An 18,610-nucleotide genomic window follows, 5' to 3' on the forward strand; every position below is an offset into this window, starting at 1 on the left:
AACAGTATGAAACGGAGAATCATTTCCAAATTGATAAGGAAATTTTTTAAATAAACGAAGGAGGGATCTAAGATGGGTCCCCTTTTTTAAAATGTATGTAATACTCAGATAGCCATTTGCAAGAACGATAAGCCGCTTTATTTCCAAAAACAATGGAATAGGAGTACAATAATATTTAGGGAATCGAAATAAATATTAAAGAAGGGATTAGACATTTTAGATCAAGAAAAACGAACAAAACGTAATCTTGGGATCATGTGGTTCGCCAATTTCTTTATTGGCGGTAGTATGACAATGGTTATTCCTTTTCTTTCATTATATATAGAAACACTAGGGGATTATCCTGATAAACTCGTGCAGCAATGGTCTGGATGGGTTTTTGCTATTACCTTCTTCATCGCCTTTTTAGTTGCACCGATTTGGGGGAGATTTGGTGATAAGCATGGACGGAAGAAGTTTTTAGTAATTGCTGGCTTTGGTTTAGGGGTTTGTGTGTTTTTTATGGGGTTTGTTACTACTGTGTTTCAGCTCTTTCTATTACGTATGTTAATGGGCTTTTTCTCTGGATTTATCTCCATGTCACAAGCGCTCATATCGACACAAACTCCAAAACGAATCGCAGGAAAAGTGCTCGGAACATTACAAACAGGTAATGTAACAGGAAGCTTACTCGGTCCACTATTTGGAGGGATTTTAGCTGATTCATTAGGCTATGCAACCACCTTTCAGATCACATCAATCACTTTATTTATGGCCGCTTTCTTTGTCTTGTTTGGTATAAAAGAAGTAAAGGTAGAGCAAAAAACATCCGAACAGCGAAAAAGCTATTCAACGAGAGAAGTATTACAACATATCTTTTTCAATCCAGTACTTGTCATGGTAATGGTTATATCGATGTTTGTGCAAATTGCGAACTTTAGCATTCAGCCAATCCTGTCATTATTTGTGCATGAATTACATGGATCAGAGAGTATCGCCTTTTTCTCGGGATTAGCGTTTTCGGCAACTGGCCTAGGAAATTTGTTAATGGCACGTAATTGGGGAAAGCTCGCCGACAAAGTGGGTTATGAAAAGATTCTAATTTTACTATTGTTCTTATCAGCATTGTTCTATCTTCCAGAGGCTTATGCATCGAATATTTGGCAATTAGTTGGATTGAGATTTTTATTAGGTATCGCTATAGGGGGAATTATACCGTTACGAACTGCTTATATTCGTCAGGTTACACCATTAGCCATTCAAGGAGAAGTACTCGGTTATAATACAAGTGTCCGATTCTTAGGCAATATTATTGGACCATTAATCGGTGGCTGGATTTCTGGCTTATATTCTATTTCCGCCGTTTTTTATTTTACAAGTGCCTTATTATTGATAAGTGGTATTGCATTATGGATAACGGTGTATCGAAATACAAACTCCTCCTCACACCGATATCCAGCTCATTCTAAAGTGTAAAACAGTGGGAGGGAATACCCCTTTCCACTGTTTAAATGGTTTGTTACTAATGCTTAAATCTGTAGCCAACACCCCAAATGGTTTCAATGTAGCGGGGCTTTGCAGGATCCTTCTCGATCTTTTCTCGAAGCTTTCTAATATGAACTGTGACAGTAGTACTATCTCCAAGTGCATCGTAACCCCAAATTCTCTCCAACAACTGCTCTTTACTAAAAACCTGATTTGGATTATTTGTGAGAAAGTATAACAAATCAAACTCTTTAGCGGTAAGAATTCTTTCTTCCTCATTTACATAGATTCTTCGGTCACGATGATCAATTACTAAGCCATTTATTGAGATGCTGGAATCCTTTTGCTGCTGATTTGTTAAACGATCATATCTCGAAATATGCGCTTTTACTCTAGCAACAAGTTCATTAGGATTAAAAGGCTTAACAATATAATCATCTGCTCCTCTGTTAAAGCCTTTTATCTTATCAATATCTTCTTTTCTTGCCGTCACCATCAAAATAGGAATATCTACAAATTGACGGAATTTTTGACATAATTCAAAGCCATCGATTCCTGGTAGCATAATATCAAGGAGAATCAACTCATATTTCACTCGTTTGGCGGAGACGAGCCCTTCATCACCTGTCGAAACAATATCTACTTCAAACCCACTTAGTTCGAGATAGTCTTTTTCTAAATTTGCTATGCTTTCTTCGTCTTCAATGATTAAAATTTTGCGCATTTATCTCACCTTTTTAAATCGGATATAGATGGATGTTCCATTCTTTTCTTTGCTTTCTGCCCAGATCGTACCACCATGTGCATCGACTATTTTCTTGACAATGGATAAACCTAAACCACTCCCGCCTGTTGATGAATTTCGAGAGCTATCAGCTCGATAAAAGCTGTTAAATATAAAGGGCAACTCATCAGGGGCAATGCCTAGACCGTTATCTCTTATCACCATTTCTACATGGTCTTTGACAGATTGTAAGCTAACATCTATTTTTTGATCTTTCTTATTCATATATTTCAAGCTATTCTGCATAATATTGGTAATCGCGCGGTATATTTTATCACGATCCGCATAAATCAGATACTGCTCATTCTGATTTGCATTCAATTCCACTTCTAAATCGTCTTGATAGAAGGTGAGCTCCCCTAAAAAATCACGAAGAAATGCATGTAAATCAAGTGGTTCAAAGTCGAATGGTACTTGAGCTAAATCTAGCTTAGAATACAAAAAAAGTTCATCTATCAAGCCATCCATTTGTTCTGCCTTTTGGTAAATAGTGGATAAATAGCGCGATAGTTTTTCAGGAGAGTTGGCTACACCATCATGAATCCCTTGTATATATCCCTTTATGGAGGTAATCGGTGTTTTTAAGTCATGGGAAATGCTTGCTATTAATTCTTGACGGTTCTCTTCATATTTATCTTGAAGAGTTCTTGCTTCTTTTAGACTAATACGCATTTCTTCAAAGTTGTTGGATAATTTGGCAAGTTCATCTTTCTTATTAGAATAGACACTGTAATCTAAATCTCCTTGTTTAATCCTTTCTGTAGCCTGGGATAGTTTTTGTATAGGTTTGAGAATGCTCCTCGAAACAAAATAGGTTAATAATCCGTTAGTGACAATAAGGACCAATAGAAGAGTAAAAAATCGAAGCCCACTAAAAAGCTCGATTGTTCTGCTATCGGTCTCTCTATTTAAAAATACAAAGAAAATAAACCCTAATACGATTTCAATCACAAATAGGCTCAATATAGGAAGGATGATCATGCCTATATTCGAGAGGATTAACCGTTTTTGGATAGACATGACGGCCACCTCCTTTTACTTTTAGTATGGGATCTTTTCCTCATTATAATAAATACTCAGAAAAAGGCTATACCTTTCACTTATTTTTTTGATCTATTATAGGAACAATAACTGCACAAATGAGGGCAGTATAGTATGGAAGAAATTTAATTCCAATAGGTTGGTGGAAAATGGTCATACCAATAATTCCAATTATACTAGATAGTGCGATACCTAATATGAATCCTCCAATTAATCCCACTAATATGGCAATAAAAACTCTCATAATAATGCTCCTTTCTTCATTTTCTAATAATGATTAAATAAATGATGGTAAAAATAAATAAAGCAATAAAGATTATAAAAATACTAATAATGAAATATTTAACTGAAAGCATTTGTAGAGAAATTTCTAACATTTCCCTATTCACCTTCTAATAAAATGCAATGTTCTTAATACTAATCTGTAGGAAACCAACACGAGAAATACAGCAATAACAGGATGAATAGCCCCGAGCCAAGGTAAATTAGAAGTGATATTTGCGGTGAAATACATCATGAATACACCAAGTAACATGCTAAAAATATACCAATATGCCCATCGTGGAGTTTTAGCAAAAAAAGCTACTAAAAGCATGATCACCGGAAGATTAAAACCAAATAGATGGACAAACATCGTGTGGTTTTGCCAATGCGATGGATGGATAAAAATAGCCGCTCCAGCTAAAAAGATTTGCACCGTAATTGCAGCTGCAAATAACATGGCTAATACGAGAAATAGTGTTTTATTAAAACTTTTGTTCATTATTCAACATCCTTTCTATCTGTTGATACAACAAATATAAAAGCTAATTCTAAATAATTCATTAGCAAAGAATTAAATATTTCTTAAATAAAAACCATAAATTAGACCCTAGATTAAATAATCTGTAAATTGTCTTGACTTTTAAAGGTTTGTTTTGGTATATTTTTATTACGAAGAAGGGGAGTAGCTTTTACAGTATTGTCGTCATTACAGAACATTTTAGTTCTCGGCAATACTGGCGACTTACACGTTGTTAGCAAGACCTTTGCCATGATTGGTAAAGGTCTTTCATTTTTTTAGAGATCTTTGCCAATAATAAGTGGTAAAGATCTCTATTCTCGTTTGGATGATTATAGAAAAAGGCGAGGTATCGCTAGTCGACTTTTGCAAAATGCAATGGAGAATTAGCTTGAAATGAAGACGATCATGATACTTACCATTCCATTCGTTTTGGAGGTTGTTATTTTAAAGGAGGAAATCTGTTGGAATCGATTTGGTTGGAGTATGGTTGGACATTACTAGTATTAATTGGATTAGAGGGGTTGCTATCAGCTGATAATGCATTAGTTTTAGCGGTTATTGCAAAGCATTTACCTGATGATCAGAAAAAACGTGCGATAAATTACGGTATTATTGGTGCATTTGTATTTAGGTTTGGTGCATTATTTGCTATTTCATTTATTGCGAATGTATGGCAAGTACAAGCAATTGGGGCTATTTACTTAATTTATTTAGGTTTAAAACACATTATCCCGAAAAAAAAGAAAGAGGGAGATGCGGAAGAAGAGAAGGAAAAGGCGGGAAGTGGCTTCTGGCCAACTGTTGCCAAAATTGGTTTAGCAGATCTTGCATTTGCGATTGACTCGATTCTCGCAGCTGTTGCTTTAGCAATTGCACTACCTGATTCCCCATTAGGAGATTTCGGGGGAATGGATGGTGGCCAATTTATCGTAGTTGTCATCGCAGGTATTGCTGGTCTAGTTCTTATTAAATTTGCGGCAACATGGTTTGTGAAGTTGTTAGAGATCCGTCCAGGCTTAGAAACTACCGCATATGCTGTTGTAGCTTGGGTTGGGGTGAAGCTTGCCGTAATCACCTTATCTCACCCTTCTGTTGGTGTGTTGGATTCACACTTCCCACACAGTACGGGTTGGACCGTTGTCTTCTGGGGTATATTACTCGGAATCGTTATTGTGGGTTGGTTCCTATCTGGTAAAAATGCTCCAAAGAATCCGGAAAGCACGGAAGTTAACTAATATTAAGGAAAACAGTGGAGAAATAAACATCTATTTCTTCACTGTTTTTTTATCCTCAAAAACATACCTCTAACTACTTTTATCCTGAAAAAATAGCCTAGTTAAAATTATTAAGTTATAATATGATAAAATGTAAGTGTTTTCATTAATATACTTACTTAAAGGAGAAGCTAATAATTAAATTTATTAGCTAATTGGATCAGATTTTTCTTCAAGAAATCATCTCGTTATGTAATATAAGAAGCACATATACTTAAACAAAGAGGTGAGCTATATTAAAAAATACCTTAAAGAGAAAGTCAACCATATGAAATTACGAAATAAGCTTTTTATCTCCTTTGTTTTGGTTGTTTTTATCCCTGTTATCATTATCGGTGGTTATCTGACGAATGAGTTAAGACAAGTAGCCCTAGAAGAGGCAGAAAAGCAAGCCACCATTAATATGGAACGTGTTAAGGAGCGAACATTAGAAGTTTTAAAGGTTCCTGTCTACTTGGCTGATAATATTAGCATCGATAAGCGATTCATCCAACTAGTCAATAAAGAATATCAGTCTGTTTATGATGTAGTAGATGCCTACTGGCAATATGACACATTAAAATATTATCAAGATATGTATAGTTCGGAAATTTCGAATATTCGATTTTATATGGATAATCCAACATTATTAAACAATTGGGAAATAATCCCTGTTTCGAAAGAATTGAAAGGTAAGGATTGGTATCAGCATGCCATGAATAAGGATCCTACTCCACATTGGCTTTATCTGAAAGATGAAACGAAAAACAACTATTACTATTTAAGTTTAGTTAGAAAGATAACCTCATCGGAATTTGACACAAATGGCCTTTTGGTCATAAATGTGAATACTAAAACGTTAAATCGAATTTTATCCCAGGAATCAGAGCCGATTCTTCTTGTAGATGAACAGAATGATGTAATTGCTACAAATCAAAAAGAATTTCGTGGGAAAAAATTGAACTCCATTCTTACTGCGCCAGAAGTAATGGAAGGGGAATTAGGGATTTTTCAAGATGTAACTTCTGACGAATCGAAGAGAATTTTTGTTGACGAAATTTCCTTAGAAAAAAGTGATAATAAGCTACGAATTATCTCCATTATTTCAGATGAGACGATCGTACAAAACGCTCAGCACTTTGGAAAAATGGGTGCCACTGTTGTGATGATAAGTGTAAGTGTTGCACTAATAATTATTTATTATCTTTCTAAATTGCTTTCCAATAGACTTATCATCCTAACAAAGCAGATTAATCAAGTAGCTAAGGGCAATTTTGAAACATCTATCGTAATCGATGGTAATGATGAAATAGGGATGCTATCGAAACAATTAGACGTCATGGTGAGTAATACAAGGAATCTCTTAGCAGAAGTATATGAATCCAATAAACAAAAAAGGTTATTAGAGAGAAGGCAAAATGAAATCAAATTTAAAATGATGGCAAGTCAAATCAATCCACACTTCCTGTTTAATTGCCTTGAATCCATTCGAATGGAGGCACATTATAAAGGGGAAAAGGAAATAGCGCGTGTGATCAAATTACTAGGAAAATTAATGCGAAACAGTATTGAAGTAGGTTCTGGAAAAATTAAGTTAGAAAGCGAAATAGAAGTAATTGAATGGTATTTAGAAATTCAAAAATTTCGCTATGATGAACGGTTAAACTATTACTTAGATATAGATCCTGATACAAGGGATTTTTTGATTCCTCCACTTATCATCCAGCCATTAGTAGAGAACAGTGTTATTCACGGACTAGAAGGAAATCGTTCGGGTGGGACTATACATGTGAAAACACAGTTGGTAGAAGGAGGATTATATGTAGAAGTAAGCGATAATGGTATCGGCATAACGAAACAAAAATTAGATGCCATTATAGCATCCCTCTCGGAAAAGGAAGAAAAATCCGGTGTGAGAATCGGACTACGCAACGTTCATCAAAGAATTCAACTCACGTATGGTGCCCGAACAGGATTATCGATTCAAAGTATTCCAAATGTAGGGACTAACATATCGTTTCATATAAAATGAATGGAGGGGATACAAGATGTATGAAGTAATGATCGTTGATGATGAGCGAAGAACACGCCAAGGATTAGCTACACTTGTTGATTGGGAGAGTTATGGTTTTACAATTACTAATATTGCTGCTGATGCTACTGAAGCAATGGAACTCTTTGAGAAAAGAAGACCTTCCCTTATGATTGTAGATATAAAAATGCCAGGGATTTCGGGTATCAAACTAATCGAAGCCATTAGAAAAAAGGATCAGAAAATTTGTTTCCTCATATTAAGTGGTCATGCGGAATTTGATTACGCTAAAAAAGCCATACAATATCATGTTTCAGGATACTTGCTTAAACCAGTAGATGAAGAGGAATTATTAAGTTATTTAGTAGAGATAAAGAAAAATCTGGATCTAGAAAAGACAAGCCATCATGCAAACAAAAAAGGGAAGATAGAAAAACTTATCCAAGCTGCTCTATCAGATGAGATTACGACAGAAGCTGCGGTACAGCTTCAACAAATGATCTATTGGAACAAGTTTACTATTATACTAATTAAATGTTATAAAAAGAATGATCTTGACTTAAAACAAATGCTTAAGGAATCCTTACAAGAAAGTGTACCTTTTACGAAGGACTCTTATTTGGGAATAGTAATAGAACAAAAGGGAGAAGCCGTTACGATCCCATCTGAATTAGACAACCTCTTGGGAGCATATGGTATTTCCTATTTCTCCGTACGATCACAGGCTGTTGGCAAAGTAGAAGATTTAGCAACCTGTTACAGAGAGGCTTTAGAGTTAATGAGAAAAAGCTTTTTCTATATCGAGGATCAAATAGTAACAAAGGATTCTCTCCATATTAGGGAATATGTGGAGGAGTCTCGGATATCCTTATCAGCATTAGAGGAACAGTTCGTGTATTCTGTAGAGATAGGGGATTGGAGTAACATCCATCCACTAATTTGGAAAATAACAGCAAGTCTAGAGGCAAAAGAATACACAGAAGCAAAAATAAAAAAGCGATTTATTCAGCTTTTATCCTCCATCGTCAATACACTAAGCACAGAATATCCTGAAAAACGAGAAACATTCTCTCATAAATTATATGAATTAACAGAAATAGAATACCTCTATCATGTGACACAATTAGTAGAATTTATTCATCAATTTATCAAAGAAATAGTCGAACTGATCGATTGCAATAAAGAAAAGATCGTTGTAAACAAAATGATCCATTTAATCGAACAAAATTATCATAAGAATATCAAATTGGATAATATTGCAGAAGTTGTCCATTACCATAAAGTCTATCTAGGTAAATTATTTAAAGCCCACACGGGAGAATATTTTAATACGTATTTAGATAAAGTTAGAATGGAAAATGGTAAGAAGTTTTTGCTACAAGGCTTCAAAGTTTATCAGGTTGCCGAAAAAGTAGGTTATTCTAATCCTGATTATTTTCATAGTAAGTTTAAAAAATATGTAGGTATGTCCCCTTCCACGTTTCGAAAAAAGAGTCAGAAGAAGGAGTTTTCTAAAAAGGAGCTGGGTTAGACAGCTCTTTTTTTGATCCATTATCAGTAAGCGCTTTCTTTGATTTTTATATGATTTTTGTGTTAATTTGTATGGTATTTTTAACTAATAGATTAAGTTAGAATTAACCTAAGAAGAAGGGGGGATTAGATGGAATTAGCATCAAAAAAATCAACAAACACTTCCAAAACAAAAGTTCATAGCTTTTGGAAGACAGCAAAAAATCAGAAAATATTATATTTAATGTCACTACCATTTGTTGCATGGGTTTTTGTTTTCAATTATTTACCTGTTTGGGGCTGGACGATGGCCTTTCAGAACTTTCGTCCAGGTAATGCAATATGGGAGCAAGAATGGGTAGGATTTGAGCATTTTATTGCACTATTCCAAGATGAGCGGTTTTTCTTAGCATTAAGAAATACGCTTGCTATGAGTTTTCTTGGATTATTATTTGGTTTTACAATCCCCATTATTTTTGCCATTTTATTAAACGAAGTTCGTCACTCGATATTCAAAAGAGTGACTCAAACGGTTACGTACTTGCCACACTTTGTATCCTGGGTGGTTGTTGCAGGGATTGTGACAAAAATGCTCTCGACAGATGGTGGGATTGTCAATGATTTATTAATGGGAATAGGTATTATTGATGAACCATTTCAATTTATGGCCCAAGAAAAATGGTTTTGGGGTATTGTAACGGTTTCGGACATTTGGAAGGAAATGGGTTGGAATGCGATCATCTTTTTAGCAGCAATAGCGGGGTTAGATCCTCAATTATATGAAGCAGCGAAAGTAGATGGAGCAGGAAGATTCAGGCAAATATGGCATATTACCTTACCAGGGATTCGCCCCACTATTTTAGTTGTACTAATCTTAAATATTGGCCATTTAATTCAAATCGGTTTTGAAAAACAGATGCTATTAGGTAACCCACTTGTGGTGGATTATGCAGAAGTCCTAGAATTGTATGCGCTTAACTATGGGATTGGACTTGGGCAATTCTCGTATGGTACAGCTATTGGTATTTTCAATTCTGTTGTCAGTATTTTCTTATTATTCCTAGCAAATGGTATTTTTAAGAAATATTCGAATCAAAGTGTTATGTAGGAGGAGTGTGAAGTGGCGAAAAAATCTTTAAATCAATTATCGTATAAGGACTATCTGTTTGACATCATTAATTATAGCTTCTTAATCGTTGTAATTATTGTCACTTTGTATCCATTTTTAAATGTGTTGGCGATTTCCTTAAATGATTCAACAGACACCATCCGAGGTGGCATTTATTTATGGCCTAGAGAGTTTACCTTTAATAATTATATGGAAATTATGAAATACGATAATCTCGTTACAGGCTTTTTTAATTCTGTGTTAAGAACAGTTATTGGGACGGTTTTAGGTGTATTTATCCAAGCTATGGTAGCGTTTACTTTAAGTCGGACGGACTTTCAAGGAAGGCGGTTTGTATCTACTGCAATTGTTCTCACGATGTATTTCTCTGGTGGGTTAATTCCTGGTTATATGCTGATTCGTGATTTAGGATTAATCAACTCCTTTTGGGTGTACATTCTGCCTGGTTTAGTTAGCGCCTTTAATATCATCATCATTCGTTCCTTTATGGATAGCTTACCATTTTCCCTTCAAGAATCTGCCAAGATGGATGGGGCGAGTGATTTCACGATTTTCTATCGAATAATTCTTCCATTATGTAAGCCAGTACTTGCTACGATTGCATTATTCGTCGCTGTTGGCCAGTGGAATCAGTGGTTTGATACGTATTTATACAATAGTATGAATGAAAATTTAACCACACTGCAATATGAGCTGATGAAAATATTAGAGAACACGACAATGGGCGGGAGTCAGGATGCCAATCTGATGCGTCCAAATGAAGGCGAGCAAGCCAATATGGTATCTCCCCAATCGATTAAAATGGCGATTACCATGGTTACTGTTATTCCGATTATTTTAGTTTATCCGTTTGTTCAAAGATATTTTATTCAAGGAATGACATTAGGTGCTGTGAAGCAGTAAAACTACTGGTATTAACAGGGAACCCCTGTTTATGCAATAAATAAATGATAGGAGGAAAAAAAGTGGGTACAATGAGAAAGCTCTTATGTTTTGTTTTTATTACGATGTTTTTATCTATTCTTGTCGCATGTCAAGGCTCTGATGACAAGACATCAAGTGAAGAGAAAGAGAAGCCTAGCACAGAAAGCTCTTCAGGAGATGAACCGGTAACCTTTACTGTATTTGATTCCGATACGAACCCTGACTGGGTAGAGGAAATGGATACACCAATTGGTCGTAAAATCAAAGAAGATACTGGTGTTACCCTAGATCCAGAATTTGATATTGAAGGTGGGCAAACCAAAATTCCTTTAATGGTTGCAAGTGGAGAATATCCTGATTTAATTGTCTCAAAAGGTGCGGGACAGTTAGTCGATGCCGAAGCACTAATAGATTTAGCTCCATTAATCGAAGAGCATGCCCCAAATTTGAAAAAAATGCTTGGTGATGGAATCAACCGATTGAAATGGAGTGAAGAGGATCCATCGATTTATGTCCTAACAACTGCAGCCATTGATAACCAGGCAATGACACCAACCTACGGAGCATGGGTACAGCACGCTGTCGTAAAGGAATTAGGTTATCCTGAATTAAGGACATTAGATGATTTAAAAAATGTGATCAAAGAATATAAAGAGTTACATCCACAGATTGACGGTCAGCCAACGATAGGTTTAACAATGAATACAGATAGCTGGAGAATACAAGCATCCTTCTTAAATTCAGGATTTATGATGACAGGGGCTGGTGATGATGGTGAATATTACGTAGATCCCGAAACATATGAGGCTACGTTACATTACCGCCGTCCAATCGAAGAGGAAGTGTTCAAGTGGTACAATGAACTAAATGCAGAAGGATTATTAGACCCAGAAACATTTGTCCAAAAAAGTGATCAATTTGATGCTAAGCTTGCATCTGGTCGCGTGCTTGCTACCATTGGTCCTGATTATATGATGAACAGCGGACAAGAAGCATTAAGAGAAGCTGGAAAAACGGAGAGAATGTATGGTGTTTATCCAGTGACATTAAGTGAGGAGTATGTCAACCATTCTTATCAAAGCATCGGCTTGCAAGCGGGATGGGGCATTAGTATCACAGAGGATTGTGAAGACCCCGTTCGTGCTATTAAATTTTTGGATTATCTAGCATCAGAGGAAACACAAATTATGCTGAACTGGGGAATTGAAGGAGAGCATTACGAGGTCGTTGACGGAAAACGCGTGATTCCAGAAGAGGAATGGGAAAAGCGTAATAATGATAAGGATTATTTGAAGAAAACTGGTATTGGCTATAACTTCCTTCGATTTGCACCACGCTATGGAGATGGCGTTTTAGATTCAACTGGCCAGACCTATACAGTAAATACACGGGAAATCGCCATTAAAAATCAAACAGATATAGAAAAAGAAGTATTAGCAGCATATGGAGTGGAGCTTTGGAAGGATTTATATCCATCTGCAGAAGAATTCCCAGTTAAGCCTTGGGGAGCTGCCTATAATATTTCTATCCCTGCTAATTCAGAATTACAAGGCTTGAATCAAAGAGCACTGGATATTACGAAGAAGCTTGTACCAGAAGCTGTATTGGCTAAACCGGATAATTTCACAAATGTGTGGGATGAATTTATGACGTCCTTGGAAAATGCAAATATTGAAAAAGCGGAAGAAGAATATACAAAGCTTATTCAAGAGAAAGTGGAATTATGGAGTAATTAAGCTTATTTCATTCAATCCTCGGAAAGAATACAGTCTTCCCGAGGATTGTTAACATTGGAGAAATGTAAAGCGCGCTAACTATGCAAAAGGAAATTTTCGTTCACAGCGTTACATTCACAATGCTTAACTCATGAAAACGAATAAAGGAGGAAATATTAATTTGGAAGGAAAAATAAATGTAAAAAAAAATCATTTATCTAATTCAAATGCAAGTTATGAAGCAAAAAAATTATTTGAATATATCTGTGGAATTTATGGAAATAACATTCTTTCAGGGCAACAAGAATCCGATTGGAAAGCACCCGCAAATGATGAGCTAGATTATATTAGAGAAAAAACAGGTAAACTTCCTGCGATTCGTGGTCTTGATTATATCAATGAAGATTATGAAGGTGTCAATAAGCGATCAATTGAATGGTGGGAAAAAGGCGGGATCGTATCTATATGCTGGCACTGGGGATCACCACCAAATGGGATAGGATATGAATCCTCTAAGGGAACGATTAATTTGGAAGAGGCATTAACAGAAGGAACAGATCTATATAATGGTATGATTGCTAAAATGGATGATGTTGCAAAACAACTTAAAAAGTTGCAAGATGCTCGAGTGCCAATTCTTTGGAGACCATTTCATGAATTTGATGGAGCTTGGTTCTGGTGGGGAAAAGGTGGCTCGGAACAATTTATAAAACTTTGGCGGCTAATGTATGATCGTTATACTAAATATCATGGTTTGAACCATTTGATTTGGGTGCTTGGTTACTCTGGAAAAATAAAAAATGGCTGGTACCCAGGAAATGATTATGTTGATATTGCCGGTGCAGATACTTATAACTCAGGACCACAGACTGAATTGTATCAAAAGGTTATTGACATAGTAGGTAAGAAAATGCCAGTAGCTTTTCATGAATGCGGGCCAATTCCAAATCCTGATGAGATGATAGAAAATGGGGCAAAATGGGTGTGGTTTTTAACATGGCATACCATTCACATTAAGGAACAAAATACTCCGAGTTATTTAAAGGATATATATAATCACGAATATGTAATTACGTTAGATAAAGTGCCTAACATGAAATTAAGATAGATAGTGATTTTCTCTTTTGGTACTATTTTGTAAGCGTTTTATATAGGAGATTAATTTTGTGGAGGTAGTTAATAATGATAAGGTATTTGTTAAATAGAATAATTATTCTTCTATTTTTTGTTACTTTGGTACTAAGTTTAGCTGAATCAGGTGTTGTATCAGCATACGCGGAAACGGGAAACGAAGTTGATGAATTAAAACTTGAGGCGGAAGAAGCTACATTAAGCGGACTTACCGTGCAAGATGACATGCCTGGTTACTCTGGGACTGGATATGTTGGTAATTTTACTGAAGATGATGCGAAAGTTACTTTTACTATGGATGTGCCTGACAAGGCTTTATATAACTTAACTGTTGGTTATGGCGGAATATATGGTGGAGGTAAACATGCAAATATTCAATTAAATGGGGAGGCCTTTACTTCCTTCGAATTGGGAGAAGGTTTTGGAGAATCCCCAGTAGGAAAAGTATTACTAAATGAAGGATCGAATACTATTGCCTTTACACCAAATTGGACACACTTTGCAATTGATTTTATTAAGCTATCTTTGGCACAACCTTCAATTGATCATGAAGTGAAAAAACAATTAATCAATCCTAATGCAACGACAGAAACGAAGACTTTGTTTAGCTATTTAGTGGATAACTTTGGTAAAAATATCATCTCAGGTCAACAAGATGATGCTAATAATGATTTAGCTGATGTCAAATATATTAAAGAGTTAACAGGAAAAACGCCAGCTATTCTAGGCTTAGATTTGATGGATTATAGTCCATCACGTGTCGAAAGAGGAGCAGTTTCTCATGATGTTGATCTCGCACTTGAATGGTCTGAGAAAGGGGGAATTGTTGCATTTGCTTGGCATTGGAATGCACCTAAGGATCTGTTAGATACGGAGGAGCAGCCATGGTGGAGTGGGTTTTATACAGATGCAACAACGTTTGATGTGGAATATGCCATGAATCATCCTGAATCAGAGGATTATCAATTACTCATTCGGGATATTGATGCAATCGCTGAGCAATTAAGGCGATTACAAGAGGAAAACGTGCCCGTTCTATGGAGACCATTGCATGAGGCAGAGGGCGGTTGGTTTTGGTGGGGAGCGAAAGGACCAGAGCCAACAATAAAGCTATGGAAGGTAATGTATGATCGACTAACGAATTATCATGAATTAAATAATTTAATATGGGTATGGAACTCTGTTGATCCAGCTTGGTATCCAGGTGATGATTATGTCGATATTGTTAGCTTTGATTCTTACCCAGGTGCATATAATTATTCCCCACAAAATAATAATTATGAAGCACTTGTTGATCTTTCCTCTAATAAAAAGCTAATTGCGATGACGGAAAATGGGCCAATCCCAGATCCAGACATGTTAGACCGCTACCATTCCATGTATAGTTATTTTACAACCTGGATTGGTCTAATTACAGAAAATAATAGCAAAGAGCATTTACAGAAAGTATATAATCACGAAAAAGTAATCACATTAGAGGAATTACCGGACTTAACGACATATGGACAGGAGAAAAGTTCTGATACCAGTCTGCAAAATTTAACGGTTTCTACAGGACAGCTGAGCCCGGGCTTTTCCAAAAATGTAAAGGAATATACGTTAGAGGTTGAGAAAACAGTGGATGAAATCATATTGTCACCTGTTGCTAATTCTCATTCTGCAACTGTTACGATTAATGGTAATACGGATTTGACTAAAGGGATTAAGCTCCAATCAGGCGATAATATTATTCACATTGAAGTAACTGTAGAAGATGGAACAAAGTCTAAATACTTAATCCGTGTAAAAAGGCTGACAAGCTATTTGTCATTGGATTTAGTAAAGAAAAGTGATCATTATGTTTTACCTGATAAGAGTATCGAGAATCTCGATATCAATGGATTATTAGAATTGAAGATACCAAAGAATACTGATCATTTACAGATTGTCTTCAATCACGAGCAAATGAAAAGCTTAAAAGAGAAAAATAATAAAATTCATCTAAGAAAAGATGATCTTCGAATGAATTATAATATGAAATTATTCCCATCGGATTCACCACTAACTTTATCGATAGAAAGAATAGAAGAAAAGGCATTAGAACATGGGGAGCATGCCACAACAAAATTATATGATTTAAGATTTGAGCAAAACGATCGGGTTATCAGTCAGTTCTCTTCTAGTGTTCAACTATCCTTCTTAATGAAAGAACCTAATGACAATCAAAAAATTTATTATTGGAACATACAGCAGTCAGAATGGATAGGGATCGGTGGCAAAATCGAGAATAAGTGGATAACAGTGGAAACAGATCACTTTACTATCTTTTCGGTATTTGATGAAAAAGAACTCTCGCAAGCATCTGATCATGATAAGCAAGTGGAGCACAAAACAGATGCAAACGAACAACCCTCCACAGATCAAAAAAAAGACAAAATGGTTAAAGAAGTAATAGGGATGGAGCAAGGTAAGCTGACCACTGATGATTCAAAAAAGGAACAATCACTACCTAATACCGCGACATCTATGTATAATTGGTTGGTAATCGGAGGAATTACCCTTCTATTTGGTATTGGTGCCCTCTTATTCAGGAGATTGAAGCGCAACTAATAGTAGTAAATCCACCCGATTATGGGTGGATTTACATCGATTTAAACAAAAAGTTTTAGTGAAGGACAACTTCATGAATGATTTTCATCTCTTCATGATCGAGCATATTTTTATTAACGACCTTTTTAATCGGCTTGTTCATATTTTCTCTAAGATCGTTTACTTCATCTTTATCTCCAACAATATAAATCTGCTCCCAATTCAATCCCTTAGCAAATCGATCCAATGTAGAGGCAAGGCTTTTATACCAACGATAACGGTTTGCGTTAAACCTTTCCTTGAATTGCTCTTGTTTTGTACTTTTGCCACCACTTCCCATGGATACACGAGCACGGTGTGGTCCTGAATGTTTTTTCCAGTTTTCTGTTTCGATGTCTAATTCGAATATATGTGAGTCTTTAACGGTTCCAAGCTCTGTATCTAAAACCTTTACGGCTTCCTTTTGTGTAAGAATAATTCCTGTTTTAGGGAATTCGTTATACATCTGTTTTAATTGGTCAAGCTTTGCAGAGTCGCTCCATTCAAATTCTGATTGAACAGGCATTTGAAATTTTTCTGCAAACCAGATCGAATCATCCGCTGTGGCGAAGATGACTACACTTTTAGCAAGTTCTAATTCATTTTCCTTCATATATTTTTCTACTTTTTCTTTCACGGTCCAGTAATTCCGCTTCTCCTCAGAATTACCATCCTCTTGTAAGTAGTTATCAAAATTTTTTAATCCATTCTTCAGGTGGATTTTCCACTCTCCGCCTTGTTGTTCAGGATCTGCTGGGTCTGTATTTAAGTACATGGTAAAAACGCGATTGGGCTTCTCTAGATAAATGGATTCTAATTTCTTCATTTCCTTAGCGATATTCATTTTATTCTACCCACTCCTTCGTTTAATATTAGACCTTCCCTTATCTGTAACCTGAAATCGATCCATTAAAACATATGAATAATTTTACTGTCCAAAATTTTCCACAAGAAATTAGGAATAGGTTTATCAACATTACAAAAGCTACATAAGAAAAAGGAGGTGTTTGGTGTGGAACATATAAAAATGATGGCAGTAAAGTTTTTCATTAGTTTAGCACTCCTCTATGTAATTTTAGGTATAGGTTACGATGTTTCGTTTGGTAATGTTTTTCTCATTACATTAGTATTAGGAGTCTTGTCATATATTCTTGGAGACCGAATAATTTTACCTAGAACGAATAATACGGTTGCGACTATTTCTGATTTTGTTTTGTCTTTTGTCGTTATTTATTTGATGACAGATGCATTAACTGTTGGGGATGATGTTTTACAAGCGACGCTCATTTCATCAATTGCCTTAACAATATTTGAATATTTCTTTCATAAATACGTTGCATCAAATCTGGATGATCAAGAGTCAACTACTGATATGAGACCTAGATCCATTCAGACAGAATCAGCAGAAGAAATTCATCCAATTGACAAGGAAGAAAACTACAAGAAGAACGAGGAATAAAGAAAACGAGAAGGGCCTTTGTGATATGCTCCCCCTAAAGTAGACAATGAAAAAAACAAATCTACTTTAGGGGGAGTTTTATGCGTTCTTATAGTAAGCATACCGTTGAAGAACTTGAAAGATATATTCAAATGTATCTGGATGAAGGATGGAGTTATAGAGAGCTATGTGAAAAAGGTTTGTTGCTAAGTGATTCGATATTTAATGATAAGGTACTAAGATACCAAGAACATGGGCTTACAGGCATTCAAACGAAAAAGAGAAATAATCGTTATTCTAAAGAGTTTAAAGACTCTATTGTTAAAGAGCACATAGAACAAGGCATACCAGTCATTCAATTAGCTCGTAAATATAACATTCCATCTGATTATACTGTTCGAGAATGGATCATCAAGTATACTAAGGGAGAAGGATTAAAAACTTATTCTCCATATCCCGAGGTGTATACAATGAAAAGTAGAAAAGTGACACAAGAAGAAAAAATAGAGGTTGTCCAAGCATGTTTAGCCAATAACTTATCGTATAAAGAGACAGCTGAAAAATATCGAGTTTCCTATAATAATGTTTACTCATGGGTACAAAAGTATAAAACCCACGGTTCTGAAGGACTAGTAGATGGGCGTGGCGTATATTGAGTTCTATAACACAAAGCGCGTGACATTGAAGATGGGTTTAAAAATTCCAGCATAAAAAGGCCATGCATGAAAGTCATACATGGCACAAAATGTTTTGTTTATTTACCTGTCTACTTGACAGGGGGCAGTTCATTGCTCTTCTC

General features: G+C 35.7%; 16 protein-coding genes. 11 read left to right on the plus strand and 5 right to left on the minus strand.

The window, feature by feature from the left end:
- The first annotated feature begins 255 nt into the window (after nucleotides 1-255).
- The gene (locus DLJ74_RS19605) at nucleotides 256-1,455 is read left to right on the plus strand and encodes an MFS transporter (protein WP_109985753.1); all 1,200 of its coding nucleotides are present in this window, start codon (nucleotides 256-258) and stop codon (nucleotides 1,453-1,455) included.
- Between the two features lie 46 nt (nucleotides 1,456-1,501).
- On the opposite strand, the gene DLJ74_RS19610 is transcribed toward DLJ74_RS19605, so the two are convergent.
- The 4 genes from DLJ74_RS19610 to DLJ74_RS19625 all read right to left on the minus strand — a co-directional run bounded on the left by DLJ74_RS19610 (nucleotide 1,502) and on the right by DLJ74_RS19625 (nucleotide 4,052).
- Nucleotides 1,502-2,188 (minus strand): response regulator transcription factor, encoded by a 687-nt coding sequence (locus tag DLJ74_RS19610; RefSeq protein ID WP_109985754.1) that lies wholly within the window; start codon nucleotides 2,186-2,188, stop codon nucleotides 1,502-1,504.
- The gene (locus DLJ74_RS19615) at nucleotides 2,189-3,268 is read right to left on the minus strand and encodes a sensor histidine kinase (RefSeq protein ID WP_109985755.1); all 1,080 of its coding nucleotides are present in this window, start codon (nucleotides 3,266-3,268) and stop codon (nucleotides 2,189-2,191) included. It lies immediately after the preceding gene.
- A 76-nt stretch (nucleotides 3,269-3,344) separates the two neighbouring features.
- Entirely contained in the window at nucleotides 3,345-3,533 is a 189-nt protein-coding gene (locus tag DLJ74_RS19620; RefSeq protein WP_054861169.1) for a DUF5957 family protein, read from the minus strand.
- Nucleotides 3,534-3,674: 141 nt separating this feature from the next.
- Entirely contained in the window at nucleotides 3,675-4,052 is a 378-nt protein-coding gene (locus tag DLJ74_RS19625; protein ID WP_109985756.1) for a DUF6220 domain-containing protein, read from the minus strand.
- Between the two features lie 482 nt (nucleotides 4,053-4,534).
- On the opposite strand from DLJ74_RS19625, the gene DLJ74_RS19630 reads away from it, so the two are divergent.
- The 8 genes from DLJ74_RS19630 to DLJ74_RS19665 all read left to right on the plus strand — a co-directional run bounded on the left by DLJ74_RS19630 (nucleotide 4,535) and on the right by DLJ74_RS19665 (nucleotide 16,355).
- Entirely contained in the window at nucleotides 4,535-5,308 is a 774-nt protein-coding gene (locus DLJ74_RS19630) for a TerC family protein (protein WP_109985757.1), read from the plus strand.
- A gap of 307 nt (nucleotides 5,309-5,615) precedes the next feature.
- On the plus strand, nucleotides 5,616-7,358 hold the full coding sequence (locus DLJ74_RS19635; RefSeq protein ID WP_109985758.1) for a cache domain-containing sensor histidine kinase: 1,743 nt from the start codon (nucleotides 5,616-5,618) through the stop codon (nucleotides 7,356-7,358).
- 16 nt (nucleotides 7,359-7,374) lie between these two features.
- On the plus strand, nucleotides 7,375-8,889 hold the full coding sequence (locus DLJ74_RS19640; protein WP_109985759.1) for a response regulator transcription factor: 1,515 nt from the start codon (nucleotides 7,375-7,377) through the stop codon (nucleotides 8,887-8,889).
- 129 nt (nucleotides 8,890-9,018) lie between these two features.
- A complete protein-coding gene (locus tag DLJ74_RS19645; protein WP_109985760.1) occupies nucleotides 9,019-9,975 on the plus strand; it encodes an ABC transporter permease in 957 nt (318 codons plus the stop codon).
- A gap of 12 nt (nucleotides 9,976-9,987) precedes the next feature.
- Entirely contained in the window at nucleotides 9,988-10,899 is a 912-nt protein-coding gene (locus DLJ74_RS19650; RefSeq protein ID WP_109985761.1) for a carbohydrate ABC transporter permease, read from the plus strand.
- A gap of 71 nt (nucleotides 10,900-10,970) precedes the next feature.
- Entirely contained in the window at nucleotides 10,971-12,656 is a 1,686-nt protein-coding gene (locus DLJ74_RS19655; protein ID WP_109985857.1) for an ABC transporter substrate-binding protein, read from the plus strand.
- Nucleotides 12,657-12,816: 160 nt separating this feature from the next.
- Nucleotides 12,817-13,743, plus strand: a complete 927-nt coding sequence (locus DLJ74_RS19660; RefSeq protein WP_181397690.1) for a glycosyl hydrolase — start codon at nucleotides 12,817-12,819, stop codon at nucleotides 13,741-13,743.
- Between the two features lie 74 nt (nucleotides 13,744-13,817).
- On the plus strand, nucleotides 13,818-16,355 hold the full coding sequence (locus DLJ74_RS19665; RefSeq protein ID WP_109985763.1) for a glycosyl hydrolase: 2,538 nt from the start codon (nucleotides 13,818-13,820) through the stop codon (nucleotides 16,353-16,355).
- A gap of 55 nt (nucleotides 16,356-16,410) precedes the next feature.
- Here DLJ74_RS19665 and DLJ74_RS19670 read toward each other — a convergent pair whose 3' ends face one another.
- The gene (locus tag DLJ74_RS19670) at nucleotides 16,411-17,217 is read right to left on the minus strand and encodes a VLRF1 family aeRF1-type release factor (RefSeq protein WP_109985764.1); all 807 of its coding nucleotides are present in this window, start codon (nucleotides 17,215-17,217) and stop codon (nucleotides 16,411-16,413) included.
- A 168-nt stretch (nucleotides 17,218-17,385) separates the two neighbouring features.
- Here DLJ74_RS19670 and DLJ74_RS19675 point away from each other — a divergent pair, with 168 nt between their 5' ends.
- Both DLJ74_RS19675 and DLJ74_RS19680 read left to right on the plus strand, forming a co-directional pair.
- Entirely contained in the window at nucleotides 17,386-17,832 is a 447-nt protein-coding gene (locus DLJ74_RS19675; RefSeq protein WP_054861181.1) for a YndM family protein, read from the plus strand.
- An 80-nt stretch (nucleotides 17,833-17,912) separates the two neighbouring features.
- A complete protein-coding gene (locus DLJ74_RS19680) occupies nucleotides 17,913-18,467 on the plus strand; it encodes a helix-turn-helix domain-containing protein (RefSeq protein ID WP_109985765.1) in 555 nt (184 codons plus the stop codon).
- The last annotated feature ends 143 nt before the right edge of the window (nucleotides 18,468-18,610 follow it).

This window comes from Gracilibacillus dipsosauri, from assembly GCF_003176895.1.
GTDB classification, from domain to species: Bacteria; Bacillota; Bacilli; order Bacillales; family Amphibacillaceae; genus Gracilibacillus; species Gracilibacillus dipsosauri.

Excerpts from the sequence above, each read along its gene's own strand:
- DLJ74_RS19605 (WP_109985753.1), top strand. The coding sequence starts at position 256 with ATGTGGTTCGCCAATTTCTTTATTGGCGGTAGTATGACAATGGTTATT.
- DLJ74_RS19610 (WP_109985754.1), bottom strand. The coding sequence starts at position 2,188 with ATGCGCAAAATTTTAATCATTGAAGACGAAGAAAGCATAGCAAATTTA.
- DLJ74_RS19615 (WP_109985755.1), bottom strand. The coding sequence starts at position 3,268 with ATGTCTATCCAAAAACGGTTAATCCTCTCGAATATAGGCATGATCATC.
- DLJ74_RS19620 (WP_054861169.1), bottom strand. The coding sequence starts at position 3,533 with ATGAGAGTTTTTATTGCCATATTAGTGGGATTAATTGGAGGATTCATA.
- DLJ74_RS19625 (WP_109985756.1), bottom strand. The coding sequence starts at position 4,052 with ATGAACAAAAGTTTTAATAAAACACTATTTCTCGTATTAGCCATGTTA.
- DLJ74_RS19635 (WP_109985758.1), top strand. The coding sequence starts at position 5,616 with ATGAAATTACGAAATAAGCTTTTTATCTCCTTTGTTTTGGTTGTTTTT.
- DLJ74_RS19640 (WP_109985759.1), top strand. The coding sequence starts at position 7,375 with ATGTATGAAGTAATGATCGTTGATGATGAGCGAAGAACACGCCAAGGA.
- DLJ74_RS19645 (WP_109985760.1), top strand. The coding sequence starts at position 9,019 with ATGGAATTAGCATCAAAAAAATCAACAAACACTTCCAAAACAAAAGTT.
- DLJ74_RS19655 (WP_109985857.1), top strand. The coding sequence starts at position 10,971 with ATGAGAAAGCTCTTATGTTTTGTTTTTATTACGATGTTTTTATCTATT.
- DLJ74_RS19665 (WP_109985763.1), top strand. The coding sequence starts at position 13,818 with ATGATAAGGTATTTGTTAAATAGAATAATTATTCTTCTATTTTTTGTT.
- DLJ74_RS19670 (WP_109985764.1), bottom strand. The coding sequence starts at position 17,217 with ATGAATATCGCTAAGGAAATGAAGAAATTAGAATCCATTTATCTAGAG.
- DLJ74_RS19680 (WP_109985765.1), top strand. The coding sequence starts at position 17,913 with ATGCGTTCTTATAGTAAGCATACCGTTGAAGAACTTGAAAGATATATT.